Source organism: Paraglaciecola sp. T6c (assembly GCF_000014225.1).
GTDB lineage: Bacteria > Pseudomonadota > Gammaproteobacteria > Enterobacterales > Alteromonadaceae > Paraglaciecola > Paraglaciecola atlantica_A.
Genome location: NC_008228.1, coordinates 783,464 through 805,985, shown reverse-complemented (window position 1 = coordinate 805,985; position 22,522 = coordinate 783,464). Strand labels below are relative to the sequence as shown.

Annotated in this window: 28 protein-coding genes; 4 read left to right on the top strand and 24 right to left on the bottom strand. The window is 45.6% G+C overall.

Features of this window, described 5'->3' with window-relative positions:
* Position 1: 1 nt before the first annotated feature.
* The 16 genes from PATL_RS03630 to PATL_RS03560 form a co-directional block, all read right to left on the bottom strand.
* A complete protein-coding gene (locus PATL_RS03630; protein WP_011573600.1) occupies positions 2–784 on the bottom strand; it encodes a hypothetical protein in 783 nt (260 codons plus the stop codon).
* A 13-nt stretch (positions 785–797) separates the two neighbouring features.
* Positions 798–1,133: a hypothetical protein gene (locus tag PATL_RS03625; RefSeq protein WP_011573599.1), complete on the bottom strand. Its 336-nt coding sequence runs from the start codon at positions 1,131–1,133 to the stop codon at positions 798–800.
* Positions 1,133–3,262, bottom strand: coding sequence for a phage tail tape measure protein (locus PATL_RS03620; RefSeq protein WP_011573598.1), 2,130 nt, complete (start codon positions 3,260–3,262; stop codon positions 1,133–1,135). Before PATL_RS03620 ends, PATL_RS03625 begins: the two co-directional genes overlap by 1 nt.
* Before the next feature lie 63 nt (positions 3,263–3,325).
* A complete protein-coding gene (locus PATL_RS22760) occupies positions 3,326–3,466 on the bottom strand; it encodes a DUF6890 family protein (protein ID WP_011573597.1) in 141 nt (46 codons plus the stop codon).
* Positions 3,467–3,486: 20 nt separating this feature from the next.
* Positions 3,487–3,780, bottom strand: a complete 294-nt coding sequence (locus PATL_RS03615) for a putative phage tail assembly chaperone (RefSeq protein WP_011573596.1) — start codon at positions 3,778–3,780, stop codon at positions 3,487–3,489.
* A gap of 38 nt (positions 3,781–3,818) precedes the next feature.
* Positions 3,819–4,118: a hypothetical protein gene (locus PATL_RS03610; protein ID WP_198136255.1), complete on the bottom strand. Its 300-nt coding sequence runs from the start codon at positions 4,116–4,118 to the stop codon at positions 3,819–3,821.
* 2 nt (positions 4,119–4,120) lie between these two features.
* The gene (locus PATL_RS03605; protein WP_011573594.1) at positions 4,121–4,606 is read right to left on the bottom strand and encodes a hypothetical protein; all 486 of its coding nucleotides are present in this window, start codon (positions 4,604–4,606) and stop codon (positions 4,121–4,123) included.
* Positions 4,603–5,202: a hypothetical protein gene (locus PATL_RS03600; RefSeq protein WP_011573593.1), complete on the bottom strand. Its 600-nt coding sequence runs from the start codon at positions 5,200–5,202 to the stop codon at positions 4,603–4,605. The genes PATL_RS03605 and PATL_RS03600 overlap by 4 nt, the downstream gene beginning before the upstream one ends.
* Positions 5,203–5,652: a phage protein gene (locus PATL_RS03595; RefSeq protein WP_011573592.1), complete on the bottom strand. Its 450-nt coding sequence runs from the start codon at positions 5,650–5,652 to the stop codon at positions 5,203–5,205.
* 3 nt (positions 5,653–5,655) lie between these two features.
* Positions 5,656–6,762 carry a DUF2586 domain-containing protein gene (locus PATL_RS03590; RefSeq protein WP_011573591.1) on the bottom strand — a complete coding sequence of 369 codons (1,107 nt, stop codon included), beginning with the start codon at positions 6,760–6,762 and terminating at the stop codon, positions 5,656–5,658.
* Between the two features lie 15 nt (positions 6,763–6,777).
* Positions 6,778–7,467: a hypothetical protein gene (locus PATL_RS03585; protein ID WP_011573590.1), complete on the bottom strand. Its 690-nt coding sequence runs from the start codon at positions 7,465–7,467 to the stop codon at positions 6,778–6,780.
* Positions 7,460–7,918 carry a phage tail protein gene (locus PATL_RS03580; RefSeq protein WP_011573589.1) on the bottom strand — a complete coding sequence of 153 codons (459 nt, stop codon included), beginning with the start codon at positions 7,916–7,918 and terminating at the stop codon, positions 7,460–7,462. Before PATL_RS03580 ends, PATL_RS03585 begins: the two co-directional genes overlap by 8 nt.
* Entirely contained in the window at positions 7,918–8,373 is a 456-nt protein-coding gene (locus PATL_RS03575) for a head completion/stabilization protein (protein WP_011573588.1), read from the bottom strand. Before PATL_RS03575 ends, PATL_RS03580 begins: the two co-directional genes overlap by 1 nt.
* A gap of 109 nt (positions 8,374–8,482) precedes the next feature.
* On the bottom strand, positions 8,483–9,328 hold the full coding sequence (gene gpM / locus PATL_RS03570; RefSeq protein ID WP_011573587.1) for a phage terminase small subunit: 846 nt from the start codon (positions 9,326–9,328) through the stop codon (positions 8,483–8,485).
* A 94-nt stretch (positions 9,329–9,422) separates the two neighbouring features.
* Positions 9,423–10,457: a phage major capsid protein, P2 family gene (locus PATL_RS03565; protein WP_011573586.1), complete on the bottom strand. Its 1,035-nt coding sequence runs from the start codon at positions 10,455–10,457 to the stop codon at positions 9,423–9,425.
* Between the two features lie 54 nt (positions 10,458–10,511).
* Positions 10,512–11,393 (bottom strand): GPO family capsid scaffolding protein, encoded by an 882-nt coding sequence (locus tag PATL_RS03560; RefSeq protein WP_011573585.1) that lies wholly within the window; start codon positions 11,391–11,393, stop codon positions 10,512–10,514.
* A 228-nt stretch (positions 11,394–11,621) separates the two neighbouring features.
* On the opposite strand from PATL_RS03560, the gene PATL_RS03555 reads away from it, so the two are divergent.
* Complete coding sequence (locus tag PATL_RS03555) at positions 11,622–13,355, top strand: terminase large subunit domain-containing protein (protein WP_011573584.1); 1,734 nt, start codon at positions 11,622–11,624, stop codon at positions 13,353–13,355.
* Complete coding sequence (locus PATL_RS03550; RefSeq protein WP_011573583.1) at positions 13,356–14,372, top strand: phage portal protein; 1,017 nt, start codon at positions 13,356–13,358, stop codon at positions 14,370–14,372.
* Between the two features lie 20 nt (positions 14,373–14,392).
* Here the strand turns inward: PATL_RS03550 and PATL_RS03545 are convergent, their stop codons facing one another.
* Positions 14,393–15,007 carry a hypothetical protein gene (locus PATL_RS03545; RefSeq protein WP_011573582.1) on the bottom strand — a complete coding sequence of 205 codons (615 nt, stop codon included), beginning with the start codon at positions 15,005–15,007 and terminating at the stop codon, positions 14,393–14,395.
* A gap of 170 nt (positions 15,008–15,177) precedes the next feature.
* On the opposite strand from PATL_RS03545, the gene PATL_RS03540 reads away from it, so the two are divergent.
* Positions 15,178–15,423, top strand: coding sequence for an ogr/Delta-like zinc finger family protein (locus PATL_RS03540; protein ID WP_011573581.1), 246 nt, complete (start codon positions 15,178–15,180; stop codon positions 15,421–15,423).
* Positions 15,424–15,477: 54 nt separating this feature from the next.
* Here the strand turns inward: PATL_RS03540 and PATL_RS03535 are convergent, their stop codons facing one another.
* Together PATL_RS03535 and PATL_RS03530 are read right to left on the bottom strand one after the other, a co-directional pair.
* A complete protein-coding gene (locus tag PATL_RS03535) occupies positions 15,478–16,251 on the bottom strand; it encodes a hypothetical protein (protein ID WP_011573580.1) in 774 nt (257 codons plus the stop codon).
* Positions 16,252–16,311: 60 nt separating this feature from the next.
* Entirely contained in the window at positions 16,312–16,890 is a 579-nt protein-coding gene (locus PATL_RS03530) for a hypothetical protein (protein WP_011573579.1), read from the bottom strand.
* Between the two features lie 258 nt (positions 16,891–17,148).
* On the opposite strand from PATL_RS03530, the gene PATL_RS03525 reads away from it, so the two are divergent.
* Positions 17,149–17,742, top strand: a complete 594-nt coding sequence (locus tag PATL_RS03525) for a hypothetical protein (protein ID WP_041713271.1) — start codon at positions 17,149–17,151, stop codon at positions 17,740–17,742.
* Positions 17,743–17,776: 34 nt separating this feature from the next.
* On the opposite strand, the gene PATL_RS22155 is transcribed toward PATL_RS03525, so the two are convergent.
* The 5 genes from PATL_RS22155 to PATL_RS03500 are packed head-to-tail and all read right to left on the bottom strand — an operon-like array spanning position 17,777 to position 22,505.
* Positions 17,777–20,458 (bottom strand): replication endonuclease, encoded by a 2,682-nt coding sequence (locus PATL_RS22155; protein WP_011573577.1) that lies wholly within the window; start codon positions 20,456–20,458, stop codon positions 17,777–17,779.
* Between the two features lie 2 nt (positions 20,459–20,460).
* Positions 20,461–21,231: an HNH endonuclease signature motif containing protein gene (locus PATL_RS03515; protein WP_011573576.1), complete on the bottom strand. Its 771-nt coding sequence runs from the start codon at positions 21,229–21,231 to the stop codon at positions 20,461–20,463.
* Complete coding sequence (locus PATL_RS03510) at positions 21,228–21,470, bottom strand: hypothetical protein (RefSeq protein WP_011573575.1); 243 nt, start codon at positions 21,468–21,470, stop codon at positions 21,228–21,230. The genes PATL_RS03515 and PATL_RS03510 overlap by 4 nt, the downstream gene beginning before the upstream one ends.
* On the bottom strand, positions 21,470–22,003 hold the full coding sequence (locus PATL_RS03505) for a hypothetical protein (protein WP_011573574.1): 534 nt from the start codon (positions 22,001–22,003) through the stop codon (positions 21,470–21,472). The genes PATL_RS03510 and PATL_RS03505 overlap by 1 nt, the downstream gene beginning before the upstream one ends.
* Complete coding sequence (locus PATL_RS03500; RefSeq protein WP_011573573.1) at positions 21,996–22,505, bottom strand: hypothetical protein; 510 nt, start codon at positions 22,503–22,505, stop codon at positions 21,996–21,998. The genes PATL_RS03505 and PATL_RS03500 overlap by 8 nt, the downstream gene beginning before the upstream one ends.
* Positions 22,506–22,522: the final 17 nt, after the last annotated feature.

The following is a 22,522-nucleotide window of genomic DNA, read 5'->3' as shown; positions in this document are numbered from 1 at the left end:
ACTACTCCTCGACTGTCGCTTGGTTAGCATTCGCGCCTAGCAAGTTGACAGGGTCTGCGAAATTCCAGTTAACCACCGTCCCATTAGGAAAATCAGCTTTATTCAGCACGGCTTCGGCTACACCATTTGTATAACTTAACGTTTGGTGTGCGGTCTTTGTTTCGTCACTAACTTTAATGATGTAAGTTCTAAAGCTACCACTGGCAGGCAATCCGTTTTCCGTATCAATTTTAAGTTTTGCCACGGTCGGCGCTGCAGCACCATCATATTCAAAAACCATGCTGCTAACGTGGTAATCAGTATCAGTTAGCCTTAATCTGGCTTCGCCACTTGCGGCAAAATCAGTGTTGGATAGAACCTCAAAAACTTTGGTTGTATCAATGTAAAACTCCATGTCTGTACCATTGAAAACAGCCCTCATATTAAAAGAGGACGTATCAGAGGCGATTGAATGTACTTCCTGTCTGACCACTGCACCTGTGCCGTTAAGAGTCCTAACAAGTCTTACATCATTAGAGTTAGGTCTATATATAAAAGCGAAGTTATTATCGTCATCTTGATAGCGCAAAAATATAGTTATAAAAGACGATACAACCGCTGTTTTTGCTTTGGCTGTAATTTCAATATCGTTGGTTGTTTCATCTGAAAATACAGCAATGTTGTTACCTGCTTCGACGCCTATCAGACCATTACCGTTATAATCAAAACCTCCCTCTATCACATCAAATTGAGTAGGTAGTGCTGAGCCTTGGGCCTGCGCTAAATCTAAAGTTACTGTAGCCACAATTATTCCTCTCTTACCGCTTAACTTTGTTTAACAACGTCAGAAAACCGCTTTGTTTTTTGCGTTGGTGTGTGCGGTCTTTGAATCCGAAGTAGTCACCTATTTTGTGCAGTGCGCGGTGTATGTTTTTAAAGTGTTGCTTGCGTTTGGCCGCATCGATGTAAAGCAATTTAACGGTGCCTTGGCCTATGGCCGCCGCTTCGATTAGGCATACGCCTATTTCTTCATTTGTTTCCATTTCAAATATGCGCAATGGCAATGATTGAATTTCAGACTCGATGTAAAAGCCGTGTTCTGGAAAGTCGAAGCGCTGCAAGTTGTCGGTTACTAATTCTTTTTTCTCAGTCATTACATGGCTGCCAGTAGTAGTTGTTGTTGCAAGTCTTCAGCATCGTTTATTTGCTCTGTTTTTATCGTTACGTTGCCCATGCTGACGCCGTTGTTGTTGGTTTCGCTGTTCATTTGCTTAATTTGGCTAAGCGCCCCGCCTTTGGGTATGTCATAGCGGTTTTGGGTAATGCTGTTCGTGGTGGTTAACTGCTCGCGCTTAGGTTCGCTGGTGTTTATTTGGCGCTGTAAGTGCAATGGCACAATATTGTTTTGCGCAGGTATGTTTTGCTGTGCTCGCAATGGGCTGCGGGCGTTGGCATTTCTATCAATATTAAGAGGCAAAACATTGTTGTAAGCGCGGTAACCACTTTGGTTTGCGGCTGTGGCCAAGGGTGCACTTGCTAATGTTTGCACCTGGTTGTTGTTGGCGCTTGGCGTTTTTGCGGGTTCACTGAAACGGGTTTCTATATCAACGCCGGGGATCAGGTTTATTTTGTCAATGAGCCAATCAATGCTACTGCCTAGCATTTCCATTGGGTTCAAGTTGCCAATAAAATCAGTAAATGCGGTTAGCTTTGCGCTTATCCATTCAATTGCCACCCCAGCGGCTTTTTTTATGTCATCCCAGTACACCACTGCTGCAACCAATGCCGCACCTAACGCGACAACACCTACTACCAACCAAGTAATTGGGTTAGCAAGTAACGCGGCGGTAAACGCCCACACGCCTGTGGTTAAACTAAGCATGATCACGCGTAAGGCAGCTAGTGCCCCGCCACTGGTCACACTTAACAAATAAAACCCTAACATGCTGGCGCGGGCGAATTTGTACGCGATTGAAACTACACCAACGACTGCGCTTAATAGCCACATGCCACCGGTTAAAACAGTATGAATAACTGCCCAGCCTACGGCCATAAATCGGTAAATACCCACGGCCACGGTTAATGCTGCAATAGTGGCAATTAACCCCACTACGGCCATGCCCACGGTGGCCACGGCACTGGTTAAATGCGGAAACATGTTGGTCCAGCGTAGTAATGTGCTGCCGCCCTCGGTCATTTTGTCGATTACGGGCTGCAGCACGGGCATTAATGCCATGCTAAAGGCGGTATGTACGCTGTTCACAATGCCGGTGAGTTGTTGCCATGAGTCTGTCATGGTTTTAGCCATTTTAATGGGTTTTTCCATCCCACTTACATCGCCTAGCGTATCAATCCCTTTCGCCAAACTGGCAGTATCGGCCACTAATAATTTCACAAGGGCCACAGCTTCATCACTGCCGAACGCTTGTTGAATAATATCTGATTTGGCAACGGTGTTTATCTCACCAAATTTGCCTTGTATTTTTTGCATGATATCGACAATGGGCAGCATGCGACCTTGGCTATTGGTAAATTTCAGCCCTAGCTTGTCTTGTGCTCGACCAATATTTTGTAAGAACGATTCGTATTTTGTGCCCGCTTCGCTGCCACTCATAGTGGCTTGTAATAGCCCTAGCACAGCCATTTGCTCATGCATGGGCACAAGTGCTGATTGCCCCGCGGCCCCTAATGATTCAAAGGCACTGCTCATTTGCGAACCCGTGGTTTTAAATATTTGTACGGCGGTGGCAGTTTGCCCGGCGAGCTGATCAACCCATTGGCTTTTGCCCATTTGAACTGCGTTTTCTTTAAATATGCCGTACATGGTGCCCATGTAATTGGTGATTGTGGCGGCGTCTGACTTGGTGCCTTTGGCTAGTATGGCGCTGTTTTTGGTGAACTTGCTTAGCTCATTGCCATTTAGGCCGCTAATACCACTTTGAATGTCGTAAGCGCTGCGGATTATTTCGCTGCTGGCAATGCCAAATTGTGCTTGGGTTTGCAAGGCCATGGCGTTGAGTTGTTTTAGTGCTTTTGGCTCTACGTCTAGGCTGGCCACTTCATTTAAGGCGCGTTGTTGATCAATAGCGGGTGCCATGGCGCGGTTTAACAGTACTACTGCACCGGCTATGCCTGCGGCACCGTAGCCTATATTGCGAAAGCCTTTTTGGGCATTGTTGGCCAGTTTGTCTATGCGGGCATCAATGGCACCAATGGGCGCGGCTGTTTTATCAGTCAGGCCGACGGTAAACATTAACTTTTCTACTTTTGCCGCAAAACTCATGCTGTGCCTACCCGTTGAATTAGGGGGTGCGTCCTGCGCCCTTAACCTTTCCGTGTTTGTTCGTTAGCCGTTGAGGGCTTTACCTATGCCGTTGGCTACGGCTATTTGCATGTTTTCCCAGTATTGGTTTTCTAAATACAGGGCCATGCCTAGGTCGTCGTCTTTGTCGCTTTGCGGTAGCCATTTGGCGCGCAGGGCAACCAATTGGCTATAACCGCATTGTTCTACTTGCTTGGCGTGCTGTTGCGCTTTTTTACAACAAACTCTGTGTCAGGTTTGTATTCGTTTGAAATGGCACCGGCTAAATCAATTTCGCTACCTGGTGTTTCTGCTATGAATTTTTTCACTAACTCTTTGCTGTCTTCATCGGTGCAGCGAGCAACAAACTGTTGGCTTGGTGCGACCTTGTCGTTCATGTTTATGTCATTTGTATAGCGGTTGAAATGCTCACGGGTGACGGTAAAGTTTGCGTCTTGGCCGTTTAGTTCAATGCTGAATTGCTGTATGTTTTTGTTCATTGTTTTCTTCCCAGTTTTGTTGTTGAAAATGTAAAAAATTACTTCATTTGCTTTTCAATTAACCTGTCGAGCTTTTTGCTTATGTCGCGCAGGTCGTACTTAATTTCTTTGCGTAGGTCTTCCACTTTCTGGCGGCTCTCACTTTGGCGAACGCTTAAATATTTAACGGTTATTTCAGTTTGGCTAATGCGTTCGTCTACACCCATGGCCCATGTGATCGCCGAAATAACAATGAGTAAGGTGGTTAGCAAGTGGCTAATGCTCACGGTTTTATCTAGATGCCAGCCGCGTTGCTCTTTGCCCCATTTTGTAGGTACTTCAGGTGTCATATGTTCCACACTTAGGCCTTACTACGTTGCTTCATAAATTCGGTTATTAGGGGCATGAGGTTTTTAATGGCGCGTTCGCCAAACATAAAGCCCAATACCAACAAGTTCACTATCCAGAATGCGGATTCTTGCTGGCTGGTTAACTCGCCCCATTTACCACTGAACCAGCACAGGTCCATGTACAGGGTTAAGTACCCCCAAATAGGGCGCTGGCAGCCACGTAAAAAAATAATGATGCTACCCAACCAACCAAAGCGTGCTAAGTCGCTGGCGGTGCCTTCAAGTTCTTTTATGCGGTCGTCAAACTGCTGGCGCTCTTCCTGTGCGGCGCTTTGTAAATCCATGGTGGCCGCGTGCACATGTTGCTTAATTGCCAATTCAATATTGGCCTTTTCAGCATCGCTAAGGCTTGGCGGGAAATACGCTTGTATTCCGTCAACAATTTTTTCACCAAACCCACCGGTTAAGAAATTAGCAATGCTGGTTAGCGTGCTCACTTGCCCTGCTCCAATTCTTGTTCGGTTAGCAAGGTGTAGGTGAATGAATTACCGTGTTTATTGGCCGCTATGCGGATCAGGTTTATCAGCATGGCGTATTCGTTTGGGTCTTGAATGACTTGGCAACCAGCGCTGAACCGGTCGACCTTTTCGGCTATGCCTTTGTCACTGGCGCGGTGGCCGTTAATACCGAAATAGCCGGTTTCTTGCACCACGTCGGTAATGTCTAATTCTTCGTTTTTGTCACCGTCACGAAACACGGTGACTTCGCCCCTTTGCACTAATGCGGGGTATTTGCCTTGGTGCATGCCTAGCTGCCACATGCCCGCGTATTGACCAGGGCACAAAATAGCAGTGCCCAATAGGTTCAACGGGTTTAGGCGGTAATACGTGCCGGGGTCGGTGGTGCAGCTGAACTGCCAAAGCTGTTCAATGCCTGCCATTTTAAACAGCACACAAAACACGTCGTTAAAAGTGTTGGCCTTGGTGTCGCGGCTGCGAACGCCGATTAAATTAAGGTTGTAATCGCCACGGCTAAACAACGTATAGCCGCGATTTGCCATTGCTTTTTTAAGTTGTTGCACCGTGATTTTCATTTAAATAATGTCCGCGATTTCTTCAACCGTGAGGTACGGCACACCGTTGATTCTGACAAACTCTTTGTCTGTTACGTCAAAACCAATTTTGTGTTTTTTCTTTTCTTTGCCGTTGGGATCAATCGCTAATAAATCACTGATTTTCAGCATACAACCGAACATTTCAACGCCCATTTCTGCGCTGTCTGTTAACGCTATGGCGTTAATGTCGAACGGCTCTAGGCCTTTCCAGCTACCTGCACTTTTGGCGGCTTCTGACAGCACGTTAAAGTTGCGGCTGTCTAGCTCTAAATCACCGGAACAGGCACAGTCACCGTCAACGTAACCATTAGGCACACCGCCTGATTTTACTGGGGTGCGCTCGTCGGTAATGGTGGCATTGAACGATTCAATGTGTACCAATAAGTCGCCAATCATTACGTCAAAATCTTTACCTGAAATATGCTTCATGGCTTACTCTCCGCTTAGGTCTAGGGCTATGTTTACGGTAATTTCTTTGGGGCAGTTAACCGGGGTTAACTTGAGCCAAATTTGTACGCGGGTGCGTGTTACCCACACAATTTGAATGGCATCGTCGCCGGGGGCTTCAATTTCACCAGGGAAATGCGTACCCGCAAATGTGGTGCTGCTGCTCATTTCACGTAGTGGGCGGCTAAAGAATGTTTTGTTATTGGCAATACTGACCGCTGAGCTATTCAACGAACGGTTACCCACACGGGCAATGGCCAGTAAGCGCACCGCACGGGCTGCTTTGTCAACCACGCGCAGGTTTTCAACCACGGTGTAATCGCCACCTGGTATGTCTAACAAGTTGCAGTCGCCCCAGTATGTGCCGGGGTAATCAACGTAATGCTGTGGCACGCTAAAGCGGTTTTGATCAAGCGCTGCTAATACTGCGTCGCCTAGCTCTACGTTGTCGCTGTCGACTGGGGTGTTACCCAACCCAATGACTGAGCCTGACGCCACGCGCATTGGCGTATCAGCAATGCTCACGCCTGCGTGTTGTAAACGCCCTGCTAGCACGCCCACGTCGTTACCGTGCAATTGCGGTACAACGGCCACACGGTGACCTGCTACGCCATCTAAAATGGCGTTTTGTGCGGTTAAGTAGTCAGACCAACTTTGTGTGCCTGCATCAATGCCGGCGGTTACGCCTAATATGAATACACGGCGGCTGTGGGTGTTTAGCAATTCAACGGCTTTGGTGTGCAATGCGTTCACCGCTGCGCTGTCGGCGGCTGGCGTTAACACTACGATTGCTTCTGGGCTGATGCCTGCGGCAATGGCAATGTCAATGCCTGCGCCATAATCAGCACCAGTAATAGGCACGCACGTTGCGCCCCATTGTTCACCGCCGTTTAAACGGGCTGCTTGAATGTTGGTTTTTAGCACTGAGTCTGCTTCGCCTAGCAGTACGTCTAAATCTGATTGCTGATCAAGTGCAATAACGGTGTCTACCCCTTCAGGGGCATTACCGATGAATAAAAAATGACGCTCAACACTTGGCAAAGAGCCTTGTACCAAATTCAGCGCGTTAACAATTACCTTGCCTTGTGCCATGTTGTATTTCCTCGTTTAATTCGCTTGTTTTGCCAACTCAGTAATAATGATATTGGCGGCTTGTTCGGTGTCTTGGTTGTTCATGCCTAACCATGGGCGCGACGTTCTTGGCACGGTCCACTGCTCTTTGGCTTGTTTCTTTAGCGAACGGTAAATGGCGCCCGCTTGGCCTACCGTTAGGTTTTGCATAACCCAACGCATGGTTGGTATGCGGCCTTTGCCACTTTTGGTGGCGCGTTTATCAATTCTAAATTCACCACTGTCGACCAGCTTTTTGGCTTGGGCGCGTGTGGCTGGCTTTTTTAAACCCGCGCTTGAAAACGCTTGCTCACCTTTTTTGGCCTTTTCTGCGTCACCGTCTTTTTTGGTGTTGAACCTGTCGCCAATACCGTGGTGGTGTGCATAGGCCACTTTGCCCGCGTTACGTAAAAAATAGAGCTTTGCTTCTTCTGTGGTCGCGGTGTGGCGCAATTTACGCCCTAAACGGCGAAACATTTTTGCGCTGCCTTTTTGGCGTGAAGCCATGGGCTTGCCGTCGATTTGTTTTTGGGTACGCCTGCGGGCGTTGTTAACCGTTCGCGCCTTTCGTGCCACCTTGCGCAATATATTTTTGCGCTTGGCAGGGCTGGCTTTTAGCAACCCGACCATGGCTTTAACACGCTGTTTGCCCGTGATATTAATTGGCATATCCACTGGGCTAGCCATGGGTTATGTCGCCGACAATTTCAAAGCTTTCAGCCACGCTGAATTCGTTGGGCACTAGGCTGTAAAATTTGGCGCCAAACTGGAATTCACCGCCGTCTTGTTCTTGCAGTTCAATGGATTCTGAAAAATCCACGGTGGCCATAATGTCGACTAGGTGATCGTCAACCGGCTCAATATCAAAACTGGCTTTGTCTAGTTCTTCTTCGGTGTCGCTTTGGTCGTTGTTGTACAACCAGCTACTAAAATGGGTTAGCACTCGGTTGGCATCACCGCCGAAACGTTCTATTTCATACACCGCTTGGTAATGTATGTAAGCGGCGATAATCGCGCCGTCTTGCACCTTTTTACCGCTTAGGGTGATTTCGCAATCTGTCACGAAACAACTTAGTTGCTCGTCGGCCACTAGGTTGCGGCTGGTAATGTAGGCGAGTAACTGTTTAAACTTTTTCATTACAGCAACACACAGGTAATGCCGGTTGACCCGGTTAATTGGCGTGCGTATTGGTCGGCTCTGCGTCTGTACCAAATTTCATTTGGCTCGGCCACGGTGCCGGTTACGTCACTGACTTTGCGTGTGGTCACGCTTATGTTCCTGCGGATCAACTCACTTTTTGCCCAGTGCATGACGGCGGCCAAATACAAGGTTTGGTATTGGTTTGGTATCGCTTGTTCGGGCACGTCGCTTAGGCTGGCGTACCCTGCCAATTCCCATTCGGCTAAGCGTTTTTTTAACCGGCCATTCATTTCAATCATGGCCAGCTCTAGGCTTTCGGTGACTGCACCTAGGCCGTATTCGTTGGCCACACGGTAGTTTTCTTGAAAGTCGCCTATGCTCACGTCGGGTAAAAACCCGTTGTTGGTTATTGTGGTGTCAGTAAAGGTTTGGTCGCGCCCGGTAAAGCTCATAGTGCCCCCGTTGGTAAACATGCGGCAGGTAGCAAACCGATGTCATATTGCGTTAAAACGCTCAGACAAGGGTTTACTACTGCGCATGCGGCTGGGAGGCATACCATTGCTATTTACTCTCAGACTCGGTTTTTGCGTTAGCACCTTTTTTGCTGCCTTTTTTAGTGCTGTTTTCGTTGCCTTTTAGGCCAGCGAGTAAGGCGGTGATATCGCTTAATAGTTTCTTAACGCCTGCGCGTTCGTTTAGCTCTAGTGCTTTGTTGCAGTAGTCAAACGCCGTTTGGTAATTTTTAGCCATGAATTCAAGCTTACCGGCGGTGGCAAATACTTTGCCTGCGGGTATGGGGTTTACGTCCCAGTGCTTGCTTAGGCCGTCGATTGCGTATTGCAAAGCGGGGGCTGGCTTTTTGGCTTTTAGCTGCTTGGCACCGTAGTCGGCTAGCGTGTCGCAAATAAAGGTTTGAATGTTTGGCGTGTTAAAACGCGCTGGCAGCTTTTGCCCTTGCTCAATGGCTAATTCAGCGTATTGGTGCGCTAACTCGAATTGCTCGGTATCAAACAGCCACACCATCACCTGGCTTAAAATGCCATTTGGGTGGTTATGCCCTTGTGCTTGGTATTGCTGCAAGTAATCCAAGTAGTTAGGAATGATATGGGCTTTATATGCCAGCTTTTCAGCAATGGTTTTAAGCCCCTTTAAGGTAACTATGTCGCCATCTAAACTGGCTTTTACAATGTCGTATTCTTTGTTTAGCTCGACATTTTCAGCACTGTTTAGGTCGTGGCTTAATGCTTTAACTTGTTTTGCCAACACACTTTTTTTGAAACGCTGCGCAGGGTTTACGCCTTTGCTTTGCTGTTCGGCTTTGGTGTAGTCAGGCGCGGTGTGCTCTACCTTTTCGCCTTTGGCGATGCGGTCTTTTATGCGTTGTTGGTTACGTTGTGCAATGTTCATAGTGATCCCAGTTGTTCACGGTGAAATGTGTTTTCTAAAAAAGCCTGAAGATCAGGCTTTTTGATGAAAGCACACTTGTGCTGTGGGTTATGGCTTAGCCTTGGTCTTCAACAAACTCGACGTTAGCGCCCTCGATGTACGCGGCTTTTTCTAGGGTTTCGACTACGTACCCTTCGTTCTGGCTGCGGTAATCGGCGTATTGGTTTTTCTTTGGCTCGTCTACGATTTGGCGACGAATGCTTGATTCTTGGTAGTACAAGCTTAAGTTGCTCATGCTGGTGACCAGTACACCGCGCGCAGGGAAATGCGGCACGGTAAAGGCGTTTAAACCACCGTAGGTGTCAATGGTTTGGGCCATTTCAATGCGCTGCTTTTCACTTGGCAATTCGCCGTGCTGTGCGTAGCGGCGGCCTTTGTCACGGGTGATTAAGTCACGGCCTACAATCGCCACTAAGTCGCCGCTGTCTGCGTGTTCTTCGGGGATCATACTTAGTGCGCCATGCACAATGCTGTTGAGGTTTTCAAAGTCACCAGATGCACCCAAAATCACTTTGCCTGCGGTGTCACCTTCTGTGAGTACTTGCGCGGCGGCTTGCTCACGTAAAATTTGCAACCAGCCTTTGTTTACATCTTGGCCCATTGGGTTAGCCGTTGGGTCAGTGGTGGCGGCCACACTGGTGCCGTGCCAGCCAATCATGGCTTTGTTGGTTGCAATGGCGCGGTTAATGTAATTGGCATAGCGGTCGGCTAAATCAGGGAACTTGGCCCACGAGTCGATCATGGAATACAGCAAGGCGGTGTCCATGTCGGTTTGGTGCAATTCATAGCCTTGTGCGTCAAGGTCTAACAAGTGACGCCCTTTACGTTCACCGGCCCCAGTTGTATTGGTGCGGGTGGTGACTAAACCACTGGCGCTGCCTAGAATTTTTTGACCTTTAATTTCTGTTACCGGCATGACGTTGATTTGCTGTAAAAACGAGCTTTGCAGCACGATTTTATCCATCAACATTTGGTGTACTTCAGGGGTGGCGCTGAATGTTTCAGCGACACTGTCTACACCGTATGTTTGTGCCATAAGGCCAAGCATGACGGCGAAATTTGCTTTTGAGCGTGCACTTAATTGGCTCATTTTACGTTCCTTTTAAATCTGTTTAGTTAGCTGTATGCGTGTTTACAGCGGCTATTAGTAAACTTTTGCTTGTTCGTCGCCCGTTGGCGTTGGCGTTTCGCTACCCGCGGGGGTGGCACTGAGTTTTTCAAGCTTGCTGCTTAGTGCAGTGACTTGGTCGCCCAATGTTTTCACAGTGTCTTGTAACTCGGTGGCTTGCTCGTTTGAAAAGACGGCTGCACCAGGTGTTTCGTCACCTGGTGCAGGGTCTTCACCATCACCACTGGGTGCCGCTGATAGTTGTTTTACTATCGCGGCGAATTTCTCATCAATACCGGCTTTAAGCCCTTGGCTGATACTGGCCGTTAGTGCTTCGATTTGTTCTTGTGTCATGTCGTCGTCCTCTTGCGGATTTGACGCCGCAGGGGCGGCGGGTTGTTTGAAACTGGCTATAAATTGGGTGAACCAACCGGGGGCGGCTTCGGGCTCTTCTTGCACCAGGCTAAAATTAAATTCTTCTGGGGTGCTGAGTAGGTGGTCTTTTTCAACGCGGTGGCTGAAATTAAGCTGCGTTGTGCCACGGCTGGCGGGTAAGTCGGTTAGGGCTAGGCCTGCTAAATATGCTTTGCCTGACGATGCGAAGTTGTTGATCACTTCCATGCTGGTAAAGACTTTTTGCCCATCGGCATTTAATGCCAACATGTGTTTGTTTGGCGCTAGCACCGCAAATAGGCACGTTTCGCCTTTGGCGTTGGTCTCGGCTTTTAACTCAAGCACGGTGCCAAAGTTGCCCGCCCAGTTGTAATGCTCGTAATTGATAACAGCGGTGTATTCTTCTGGGTCGTAGGTTTCGGCCATTTCTTGAATGGCCAATGGCGATATGTCGCGACCATCTACGGTTTTACCACTGGTGCCGATTTTGACAAAGTCGGTACGTAAGACGGTTTTACCTAGCATTACATTTTACCCTTCATTCGATTGACCCTTCATTCGTTTAACTGAAAATCACATGAGACTTTTCGCTTGTTAGGGTTGCAAAATTAGCGGGTATTTGGGTGCTTTAAAACGTCTTAACTTATTGATAATTCCTATATTTTGGTTTTAGGAATAGCGCGGATTGGTTTAGGGTAATTCTGTTTAAAGTGGTGGCTAGAATGGCGTCAAATTCATTATTAATTTGGTGTTATGGCAGGCTACAGCGACGAAATACGCGAACAGGCTAAAAAACTGTTTTTGCAACATTGGGCAATGGACGACATTAAAGACGAACTTGGTTTACCCAATGTGCGTGTGTTGTACCAATGGAAAGCCAAATACAGCTGGGATGACCTACTTGCCCATGAGTCGCCTAAAATTGCGATTGCTCGGCGTTTAACCGCGCTGGCTGATAAGCCCGTAAAAGAGGAAAAGGATTACCAAGAGCTAGACCGCTTAAGTGCCACGCTGTTACGACTTGAAAAAATTGATACTGAACGCCTACGCCGCAGCAAAATGGAAGAAGGCGCAGAGCAAAAAGATAAAAAGAAAAAAGCCAAGAAAAACGATATTTCAGGCATTACCGCCGAAGACCTAGAACTGACACGCAACGAAGTGTTTTTTGATTACCAAAAACGCTGGCATGCACATAAAGATCAACGTACCCGCTTTATCTTAAAAAGCCGTCAAATTGGCGCAACCTACTACTTTGCTTGGGAAGCCCTAGAAGACGCTATTTTAACCGGCAAAAACAAAATATTTTTGTCTGCTTCGCGCTCTCAAGTGATGGTGTTTCGAGCCTATATTTGTGCGTTTGCGCGTAAATACTTTGAGGTTGAGCTAAAAGGCAGCCCGATTATTTTAAGCAACGAGGCGCAATTACACTTTTTAAGTACTAACTCGCGCACGGCCCAGAGTTACAACGGTGATTTGTATGTTGATGAGGTGTTCTGGATGAACGACTTTAACAACATTTGGCATGTTGCTAAGGGTATGGCGAGTCATAAGCACTGGACCCGCACACTGATTAGCACGCCAAGCAGTAAAAGCCACGAGGCTTACACCATGTGGAGTGGCGACCGTTACAACCAAGGGCGCAAAGACGAAGACAAGCAAGAATTGAAGGTTAACCACGCCACGCTGTACGGGGGGCATTTAGCCAAAGACCGCATTTGGCGCGACTTTGTGACCGTTGAAGATGCCGCGAACGACGGCTGCACCCTGTTTGATATTGACGAGCTCAAAGACGAAAACACCCCTGATGAATTTGACAACTTGTACATGTGCGAGTTTGTTGACGATAGCCACAGCGTATTCAAGCTGGCCGACCTGCTTAAATGCGCCACCGATAGGCAGCACTGGAAAGACTACCGCGAACGTGCACCACGGCCATTTTTAAACCGCGCTGTGTGGTTAGGGTATGACCCTGCCCGTAGCCGTGATGACGCGACCCTTGCCATTGTGGCCCCACCTGTTTTACCTGGTGAAAAATTCAGGGTGTTAGAGCGCATTTATTTTAAAGGCAAAGACTTGCGCGAACAGGCCGTAGAAATTCAGAAAATATGCAAACGCTTTAACGTTGTGCACATTGGCATCGATGTGACCGGCATTGGTTGGGGCGTGTTTGATTTGGTGAAAGCCTTTTACCCGCGAGTGCAAGGGTTTCATTACAGCCCTGAAATTAAAACCAAGTTGGTGTTAAAAATGATGGACGTGATCGGCGAAGACCGTTTCGAATATGACGCGGGTGACAAAGACATACCACAAGCATTTTTAAGCGTTAAAAAGTTTGTAACCAGTAACGGGCAGATCAGCTATTGCGCACACCGTAATGCTGACAGTGGCCATGGCGATGTGTTTTTTGCAATATCGCACGCCATACACAAAGAGCCTATTAACCACAATCGCCGCAAAAGTAGCGTAAGCATTCAAAAGGCATCATAAATGAGCAGCAAACCCACTATTAAAATTCGCGCTGGTAGTAACTTCAGCTTTGGCGACCCTGAGCCCGTTTTAAACAACAACCTGACGGATTATTTAGGCATTTTTACCCACAATGGTGAGTACTACACACCGCCGGTGAGTTTAACGGGCTTGGTGAAGTGTTCGCGGGCGAACCCGCATCATGCCAGTGCATTGTATTTTAAGCGCAACATGGCCACTAAATGGTTTATCCCTAGCCCGTATTTAAGCCAAAAAAGCTTAAGCCGGGCAGCTTATGACTACCACTGGGCGGGGCAATGTTATTTCAGGGCTCGGTATAATACATTTGGGCAGTTTTTGTATTTCGAGCATTTACCGGCGTTATACATTCGCAAACTGGCGCCCAAAAACGGGCAGTTTAACCGCTATGGCATGTTAACCAGTGGCGGTAAGTTAATGCCGTTTTTAAATGATGAAGTGGTGCAGCTTAAAAACTATGACCCGACACAGGGCATTTATGGCACACCAGAATATTTAGCCGGTTTACAAAGCATGTTGTTAAATGAAGATGCGACCCTATTTAGACGCCGCTATTACAAGAACGGTGCGCACATGGGGTATGTATTTTTAAATACATCGGGTGAAATGTCCGAAGAAGACGAAGATTTATTGTCAAAAGAAATTGGCTCGAGCAAAGGGGTGGGTAACTTTCGCTCGATGTTTTTAAGTTTGCCAGGTGCCGATGCTGATTCAGTTAAAATTTTACCTGTGGGTGACATTTCTACCAAAGATGAATTCGAACGGGTGAAAAACATTACGCGCAATGACGTACTGGCCATGCACCGCATTAACCCGGCTTTGTCTGGGGTAATGCCAGATAACGACGCGGGCTATGGTGACATTGAAAAGATAGGGCGGGTAAATTATGAAAATGAAGTGGTGCCCATTCAGCAAGTGTTTTTGCAGCTAAACGATTATTTGCCTGCGGGAAAAATGATTGCATTTAAAGAGCCTGAAACGGCGATTGCTGCGGAATAGGCTTAGAAATGGAGCTATTTTTACTGCATAGCTATAGCTTTGGTGTCACCGGTATGTAAGTCTTTCACCCTTAATTGCGGCGCTATCAAATCGCTAGATGTATCGAAAGTCAGTTCTCCCACGCATTGGCTACTGCCTACTGACGGCGTGTCTTGAAGCTCTGCAATTTTAAACAATTCTAATGAATAGGGGTCAATTTCTAAGGATTTTTTCTCCCCTAAAAAACCGTCATGATTAAAGTACTTAAAGTCAAACGTGACGGTTTCTCCTGATTTATTCCAAATGTAAATTGCAGTTTTATAATCATCAAAAGTACTATAGAAAAAGGAATACTTGCTCTTTCGTTTATCCGCTCTTTGCTTTATCAGCCCACTGAACGATATAATTAGCCCAATAAGTGGTTCAGATATACTGCCAATGACACCCCAAAAATCACCCCAAACCACTTTACAACTGTCGATAAATATCAAACACCAATAACTCGGCCATATTGCATATAACTCGGCTATTAGCCAACAAGAAAATACTCCAATTACAATCGGAATAGCTAGTGATAGCTGTGCCAACCACGATTTTTTGACTTCACGTGGCGCCGTATTTACACCATCGTTACTAACAGTACTATTTTCTGTCATTCTATTATTTCAATCTATCCATTTTGATTTATCAAAAAACCTATTAAATAGTAATTAATCGCTACTCTGTGCAAGCACGCGTTTATTTCTGCACGCAATCGAAAGATAATTGCATAATTTTCAGGGTAACTTAAAGTCGCGCTTGTAACCATCACCAAGGTTTGTTTTTTATGCGTATCACCTGCCCCAATTGCCAAAGTAAAGCGGTTATTACTAGCCGTGATCAACAATCTATTCAAGTGTCTAATTTATATTGCAGCTGCACCAATACCAAAGAGTGTGGCCATACGTTTGTTAGCACCTTGGCTTTTAGCCACACCCTAAACCCACCTGTTAATTCAACCCGTGAATTGGCAGCCAGCTTGTTAAGAATGCTGCCCGCTAATGAAAGACAATTGCTGTTTGAGTTGGGTTAAAGCAAATTTTAAGAAACTCATTTTCTCAAGTAGCGCTCAATTTATCGGCAGAGATTAGAACGGTATGTCATCCATCTCAACCTGATATATAGTCCCGTAACTAATCTCGGCGAGTGAGTCTGTATTAATACCTTGAGATATACCAACTAAATAAGCCACAGTTCTCACAAATAAATCTCTATTTTCGACATTGGCAGTATAAAAACAAAACAAGTTGTCGTCGTTAAACATCTTTTCGCCTAAAAACTCAGGAGCTCTTATTTTCTTAACAGATTTTGATATTACGTGGGAATGCTTTAATGAGTTATTGACAGTTCGGATGTTATTCACAGATTCATACCCTTGAATTTCGGGTAAATTAATATCAAACTTTTTAAACCTTGATATTAATCCCGGCCAGTTAATGTTTTCACCTGAAACATCTTCACCGCTTAAAATCTCAATAAATTGTTTCAAAGATATTTCGACCTTTTTATGCGCATATATTATCTGCATTTCCAACAAAGCTGTAATTTCGTACTTTAACTGCCTTTCATATCCTTCTGCACCCAAAATTTCGTAATGGGCTTCAATATAATCATCCGATGTTGAAGGTGGCTCTACGTACTCTCCCCCCTTAGCGATAACTTCTCTTTCATATTGATTCTCAAGAGCTTCCATTTTTGACTTATTACTTTCTTTAGACTCTTTATTCTCAGATAAATTTTCTTTATACCCCTCAACGATTTTAGAGAATTTATATTCAAATGAAGATTCAAAAACATCCATTATTCTATTTATTTTATTTAGTTCAATACCCATGCATTGCGGAACTTTTTTGAAACTCATATTCAAACCCTAAATTATTAGAAATTGGTCTTGTAGAAAATAAAAACTGAAATAAAAAACTTAACTGTTCCATTTTAACTTCATCGTATCTAGAATTATTTCTAGCTTCCCTAAGGCCTCTAGCGCATACCCATCTATTTTTCGTCCTAAATCTACTTCGGGGTGCGTTATAAGATTTGGACTTTGCCATTGTTCAAATTTTAACCTCTTATAACTCAGATGTCCTCTAGGCATAAAAGTTCTTATTAACGGTTTACATTTTGGAATGTGTTTCTTTGAAGGGTGGCCGACGGTCTTATTCCTTAGATCTCTTAATATATTCCAGTAAGGTAATCCTTTTGTATCCAATTTCGAACCAGTGATTATATTATACAATTCACATATGGAGTCTTGTTGCACAAATAGCGCTTGCATGACACCAAAAAATTCGATGTAAGCTTGGTTTGCATTGTTATCGAAATCTTTTAATCTATGTTCATGAAGGCTCTTAAGCGTATCTTGTATTTGATACATTGTCGTATAATAACCAGAAAACTCACTTTCTCCAATATCGGTATAGAAAAAATCTTGACATTGACTTGAACCTTGAAACAGATTTCCTATTTTCTCATGAACTAAAAAGATTTTTGTAAAACTCATATTTTCCCCCTCCTATGGAGTAGAATTAAAATGTCTTGGTAGCACCTCGAAACCTATTCAGTTTCGCTCAATTTATATTCAGTGTATCGTTTACCACATTTCAATGGGAATATTGATATGTGATAAACGATAGTCTGAATTTTTATTAAGATCATTGTCTGACAAAAGTCATAATGATTATTGATACGCATAACAAGTATGCTACATCGACTCCCAATCTAAGTTGGGACTTGATTGAAAATGCGCAAGGAGAACTCTATGCTTGAGTGGTTTATAGAACAAAAAGATTGGATATTTAGTGGGATTGGAATAGTAATTATAAGCTTGTCTATTACCTTTATCAAAAAAATGAAGTTTTCATCACTAGGTAATTTTATGTCTAGAGTGTACGGGGTATTTATTAGCTTCTTTCGCTCGGATGAGGATATCACTAAAAATATCAATATTGACTTGCGGCCAAGGAATAGTCCATTTGAAATATATCTCGATGACTTACCAAAGAGTAAGTTTTGGCTCAGAGGCTTGAACTTCAACCCTTTTGAAATTTCTATTAAGCACATTACTATCGAATATAGTTACGGTGGGATGACAGCCAAGTGTAGTTCATTCTTGCATGGCTGTACTCTTCCCAAATTATCAATTAACGATGTTATCTTAGTAGATGATGGCATTAGTAGTGAACAAGCAGATTATATCGCTGGTTTTCAAGATGAATCGAGATGTACCGTTATCATAAAAGCGGTATTAAAAACCCCATCAAAAGAAATATCGTACGAAAGTAACTATTTAGAGGGAATTTCTCCAGCCCTAATAAATAAGAAACTTCGCAGCGAAAAAATGCTTACAAACTAAATCATTAAAAAGGTGATAGTGAGCTGAGCTATCGTCATGCGGCCGTTCCTATGTGCAGTTTACCGTTGATGATTTTTAGGCCTGATTCGGCGGTAAAAATCGGTTTGTTGGGGTCGAAGGGTTCTTCTTCTTCTATAAACCAATCGTCGTTCGGGTCGGTTACGTGGGTTTGGGTAAGGTGTTTCTCGCCGTTTTCGTATTCGACTATTTTTAAGGCTTTATTGGCGCTCAAACGCAGGTTAGTGCCCTTCTTAAGTCTTTGAATTTGCCCCTTGATTAATGGGGCGGGTGTTCTATTAAGTAAAAACTCGGCTAGTTCTTGGTCTTCTTCGCTTATTTCGCTTAGGTATTCTTGTGCTTGTTCAAAAACCGGTGGTTTTGGATAGGCAAACATGGGGGTAAAAGCGGGTTCTTCGGGTTTATTGGGCTGCTCTAAGGTGCTGTCGGTACAGTTATTGACAGCACTCCAAGGCTGCGCGGTTCCCGCTTCGCTAAGAGCAGAATCAAAAGACGACGCACCGCTGCGCGCTGCTTTTAAAGCGTCAAGGGCGATACGTTTAGGGCTTTCGCCTTTGCGGTGTAGGGTCCATGTTTTATCACTGGTAATAATGCTGCCGGTGATGCTTTCTACACCAATGGCTTTGTGCGGCACGGCTTCGTTGTAGCGGTTAATCACGGGCTCGTTTGGTTTTAGCAACCATACGGGGCGGTTATCGCGCTTTGTGTTGACCCCGCCCATTTCTTGTATGAATTTGTCCCACTTGCCTGTGTCTGCCCAGAAACGGCATTTTTCTATTTCGTCGTTGGCGCAGGCTTTTGCCGGGCGCGTGTGATTTAACCAGGCAATAACGTGACTGTTATAGGTGCCTGCTTTTTCTGTGTTGAGCTTTTCGCGCCATTGGCCTGTTTCTTCGCTGTTGAACTTGCGCAGTTCTCGCCAAATGCCTACTGAGGGTTGCCCAAACGGTTGAAAGGCACGAATGCCCCAGCACTTGCGCCATGCGGTAATGCGCTTGGCTGCTTCGGCGGCTGGGTTGCCGTAGTTGTCTTCGCCTATTTCTTTGCCGTCGGTTTGATAACCGTCAATATTCTTTGAAATGTATTTGGCTATGTACCCGGTGGCGCTGCCTTTTTTGGGGTCCATTTTTTCCACGGTCACGCGGTGTTTTTTGGCGCCCGCTTCGTTGCCGTCTATTTGCAAACCGTAGTGATAAAACATATCAATTATGGTGTTCTGTTGTTTGTCAGTGCAGAACAGCATGTAGTGCTGGTGCGGTGTTTCGTCTTCGTGGGGCTCAACGACTCTGAACCCGTAAGGCTTGATATTGAGTTTGTCTAGCGCTGAGCGAATAAGGGCGAACACGTTGTTTAAGTAGCGGTTGGTTTCGTCTGGGGTAACGCCGTTATATTTCGGGTTGGCGATAATCGACTTTTCACCCTTTAACTTTCGGCTACTGGTTGGGTGGCATTTACTGGGTGCGGTTAGGGTGATGAATAGCCCGACGTGATCCTGTTCTATGGCGAAGTCTTCGCAGCCGCGCATGCGGGTCATTAGTTCGTGGCGACGAATTTTAGGGTTAGAGACTGACTTTTCAATCAGGGATAAAAGCGGCACTTCTTGGTCGCTTTCTTCGTTGTAGGCAACCATATCACCTAGCACTTTTAGGCTTTCTTGTTGGCGTCTTTCAAAGTATTTGTAGGTGTCGTTGCTGACATAACACTGGGTGCCGCTGTGCACTACGCCGCAGGCTATGGCGATTTCTTCGTGCTTTTGGCGGTGTACTTTGCGTAATTTACGCAGCCACCATTTTTCACACAATAAACGGGCTAGGCCAATGTCGGCATGTTCTGTGGTGAATTTTTCGATTGATATGTCTTGGTATTTTTCGCGTATGCACATTTGGTTTGGTATGGCGCACACCACTTGATAAATACGTTTAAGCAGGTCGTTTTCTGAGAAGTGATCGCGCCCTGCTATTACCAGCCTTTGTAAGAATTGATACACCATGCGCACCATGTCGAATGCGTAGTCGCGCAATTCGTTGTCGCTGCGGTTCCAAAAGTTTTGCAGGTCATGGCTGCTGGCTTGGTGGTTGTCTGACTTGGCGGTTTTAATCGTGGTGGTGCCGTCTTCGTGGTAAACCACGCTGGGTTCGCTTTCTTCTTTGGTGCGCTTAACGGGCATCAACTCTGATTCTTGCCAGTATTCGAGCAAATCTAACAAGTAGTTTTCGTGTGCGCTTTGGGCCTTTTTATTCAGGCTTTTTAGTTCAGGGGCTATGCCGAACGTCATGTTTAAGTATTCGTCATCAACGATCATGTCGCTTGGTTTGAAAATAAGCGGGTTTTGGCACAGCACAGCCATTTTGCTTGATAAGTGGCGGTTGTATATGCCAGTTAAATAGCGGTTAGCCCGTTGGCGTTTTACGGCTTCGCCTTTTTTGCTGTTGTCGCTGCGGTACATGTCTTTGTAAACCGTGGCCACTGCATTGCCCACTGATTGCGGCAAACCGCGCAGTATTTTAGAGCGGTGATAACGGTCGCCGTCGTCGCCTAATTTCCACAGCGCTTTTTCAGCTTGGGTGGCTGATAAATCAATAGGCGCAAAATAGCGGGTGCCGTCGGCATTTGTACCAGACGTGCGAACAGGCCACTGCACCAAGTGTTGGTGCATGGCCGGTATGAACGGGTTAGGCAGCTGGCGAACGTGGTGCATTGTTAGGCGGCACTCACCGCTTTTAGTTTCATAATTAGGTCAGCAAATAGCACCGCTGATTGCTTTAAGTCTTTTGCGGCTTTACCTACGCCAAACTTGTTCATAACAGCTAGTTGAGCACGCGTAATTAGCATTAGGTTTTCTGGTTCGCAATTTAGTTTGTTGTTGTCTTTGAAGATCACAACCATGCCGTCTGGAATTTCACCGTGTACTGCACGATAGTTAACGCGCTGTTTTAAATCCCATAGGTTTGGTTCAGCTATTTTCACCTCTATGTAGCCGTCTTTATTGACTCGCTCAGAGCCCACAAATTTATGGTTTACTGGTATTGTGCCTTTTTTAAACCAACCCGCCTCGCCACCTGTGTTTAAGCCTTTCTTACCTTTATTCCACGATGTTTCACCTTGTTTAAATTGACCATTACGGCCTGATTTAATCTGGTAGCGTTTTACTGTGCTGTGAATAGTGGCTTTAGTCGCACCAAAACCCTTGAATTGTTTATTGAACTCGTCGGTTAACTCGTCGATTTTCATGCACAAATAGTTTTCAGCTAACCAAGCCAAGTGTTTTTCTGAATACTTGGGCACAGTTCTGGTGCGTTTAACGCCTGCTTTAATGCCATGATTCGTCAAACATGACTTTATTTGTGCAGGGGTTTTCGTTTTCCTAAAGGTGCGATTAAATTGCGCTGTTAACTCGTTAATCATCATCTTTGGGTAATTTTCAGTTAACCAGGCGATCATGGCTTTGTTGTATACGCGACCGGCTTTCATGATTTTTGCTCTATCAATATGCCGTCGATATGCTTTTTCGCGTTCAGGCTAAGTTCGTCATATTTCACGGCCACATCTAGCGCAAGTGCTTGAGTGGCTATGATTTGATTAGCCACTACCGCAACACTTTTGCCCCTGGCAATCTCATCCTTAAGCGCTTCACCATTTAATGATTCTTCGCCTAGGCGTTCCAATTGGGCAAATAGGTGGTTGTTTAGGTCTATTAGTTTGTTTTTCATTATCCCTGCCCCTGTTGCTTAGCCTTGCTTGCTATAGCGTTTAACGCTTCATTGGCCACGTTTTTGGCTTCGTCCAAATGAATTTCAGCTAATCTACTCACGCATATAGCCGTTGGCCCGTTGTAGCCCTCGGCTCTTTTTCTTTGGCTGAAGTAGCTAAGCACGGTGCTGGCGTCTTCATCATTTATACCTGCCGTGCAAAATGCGCTTTGGTCTTGGCCGCTTGCCATGTCGGCAGCAACCATATGACTTAAGCCATGCTTGCGGCCTTTCATCATGATCACTTTGGTGGGCACGCCTGCCATGCTTGGCCCTTGGCCGTGCTTTAAGTCGTGGCATGTGCGGTGCCAGTGCATGTGCAACATGTGAATTTTGGCGACCAAGGTTTCGCAATCTATGGCGCTTGGGTTGGTGTGCAGTAGCAATTCATTAAGCAGGTTTTCAGCACTGATGTTTTGATTAAGCAAGTGATTGACGCTTTTGGCTAGTTGAGCGTTTTCAGCTTTTAGCTGTTCTAAGGTTTGGTTATTCATGGCTACAACCCTCAGCTAGTGTGGCTTTTTCTTGTTGCGTTACGCCCGCTTCAATCCATGTGAAATTAGGGTATTCACCGTCGATGAAATACCCACCTTCGTGCGCTTGATTGTTAGGTATCGGCGGGAACACAGCCACGCATTTTGTGCAAAAAGAACGATAGCCGCCTGCGGTTAAGGGGGATATTTCATCTTGGCAACCGGGGCAATTGATGCCGAAACCTTCATTATCTAAATCTGCTTTTTTGGCAACTGGCTTTTCTGCTTGCTCAATACCGCCCACAGGGATGATTTGCGGGGTGCCGTTCTCTAGGTTGATTAACGCTTTTTGAATGAGGGCGTTTAAGTCGATAAAACCAGCATGGTCGGTAATACCGCTGCATGTGGTTAGCACTTCTTCAGCCATAATTTGGCTGTTGATAGTAGGGCGGCGTTTGTGAAACAAAATGGCTTGGTTGCATTGGTCGACAATGGCTAAATGAATTTTGCTACGTATACACATGGTGATGGTGTCCTTTT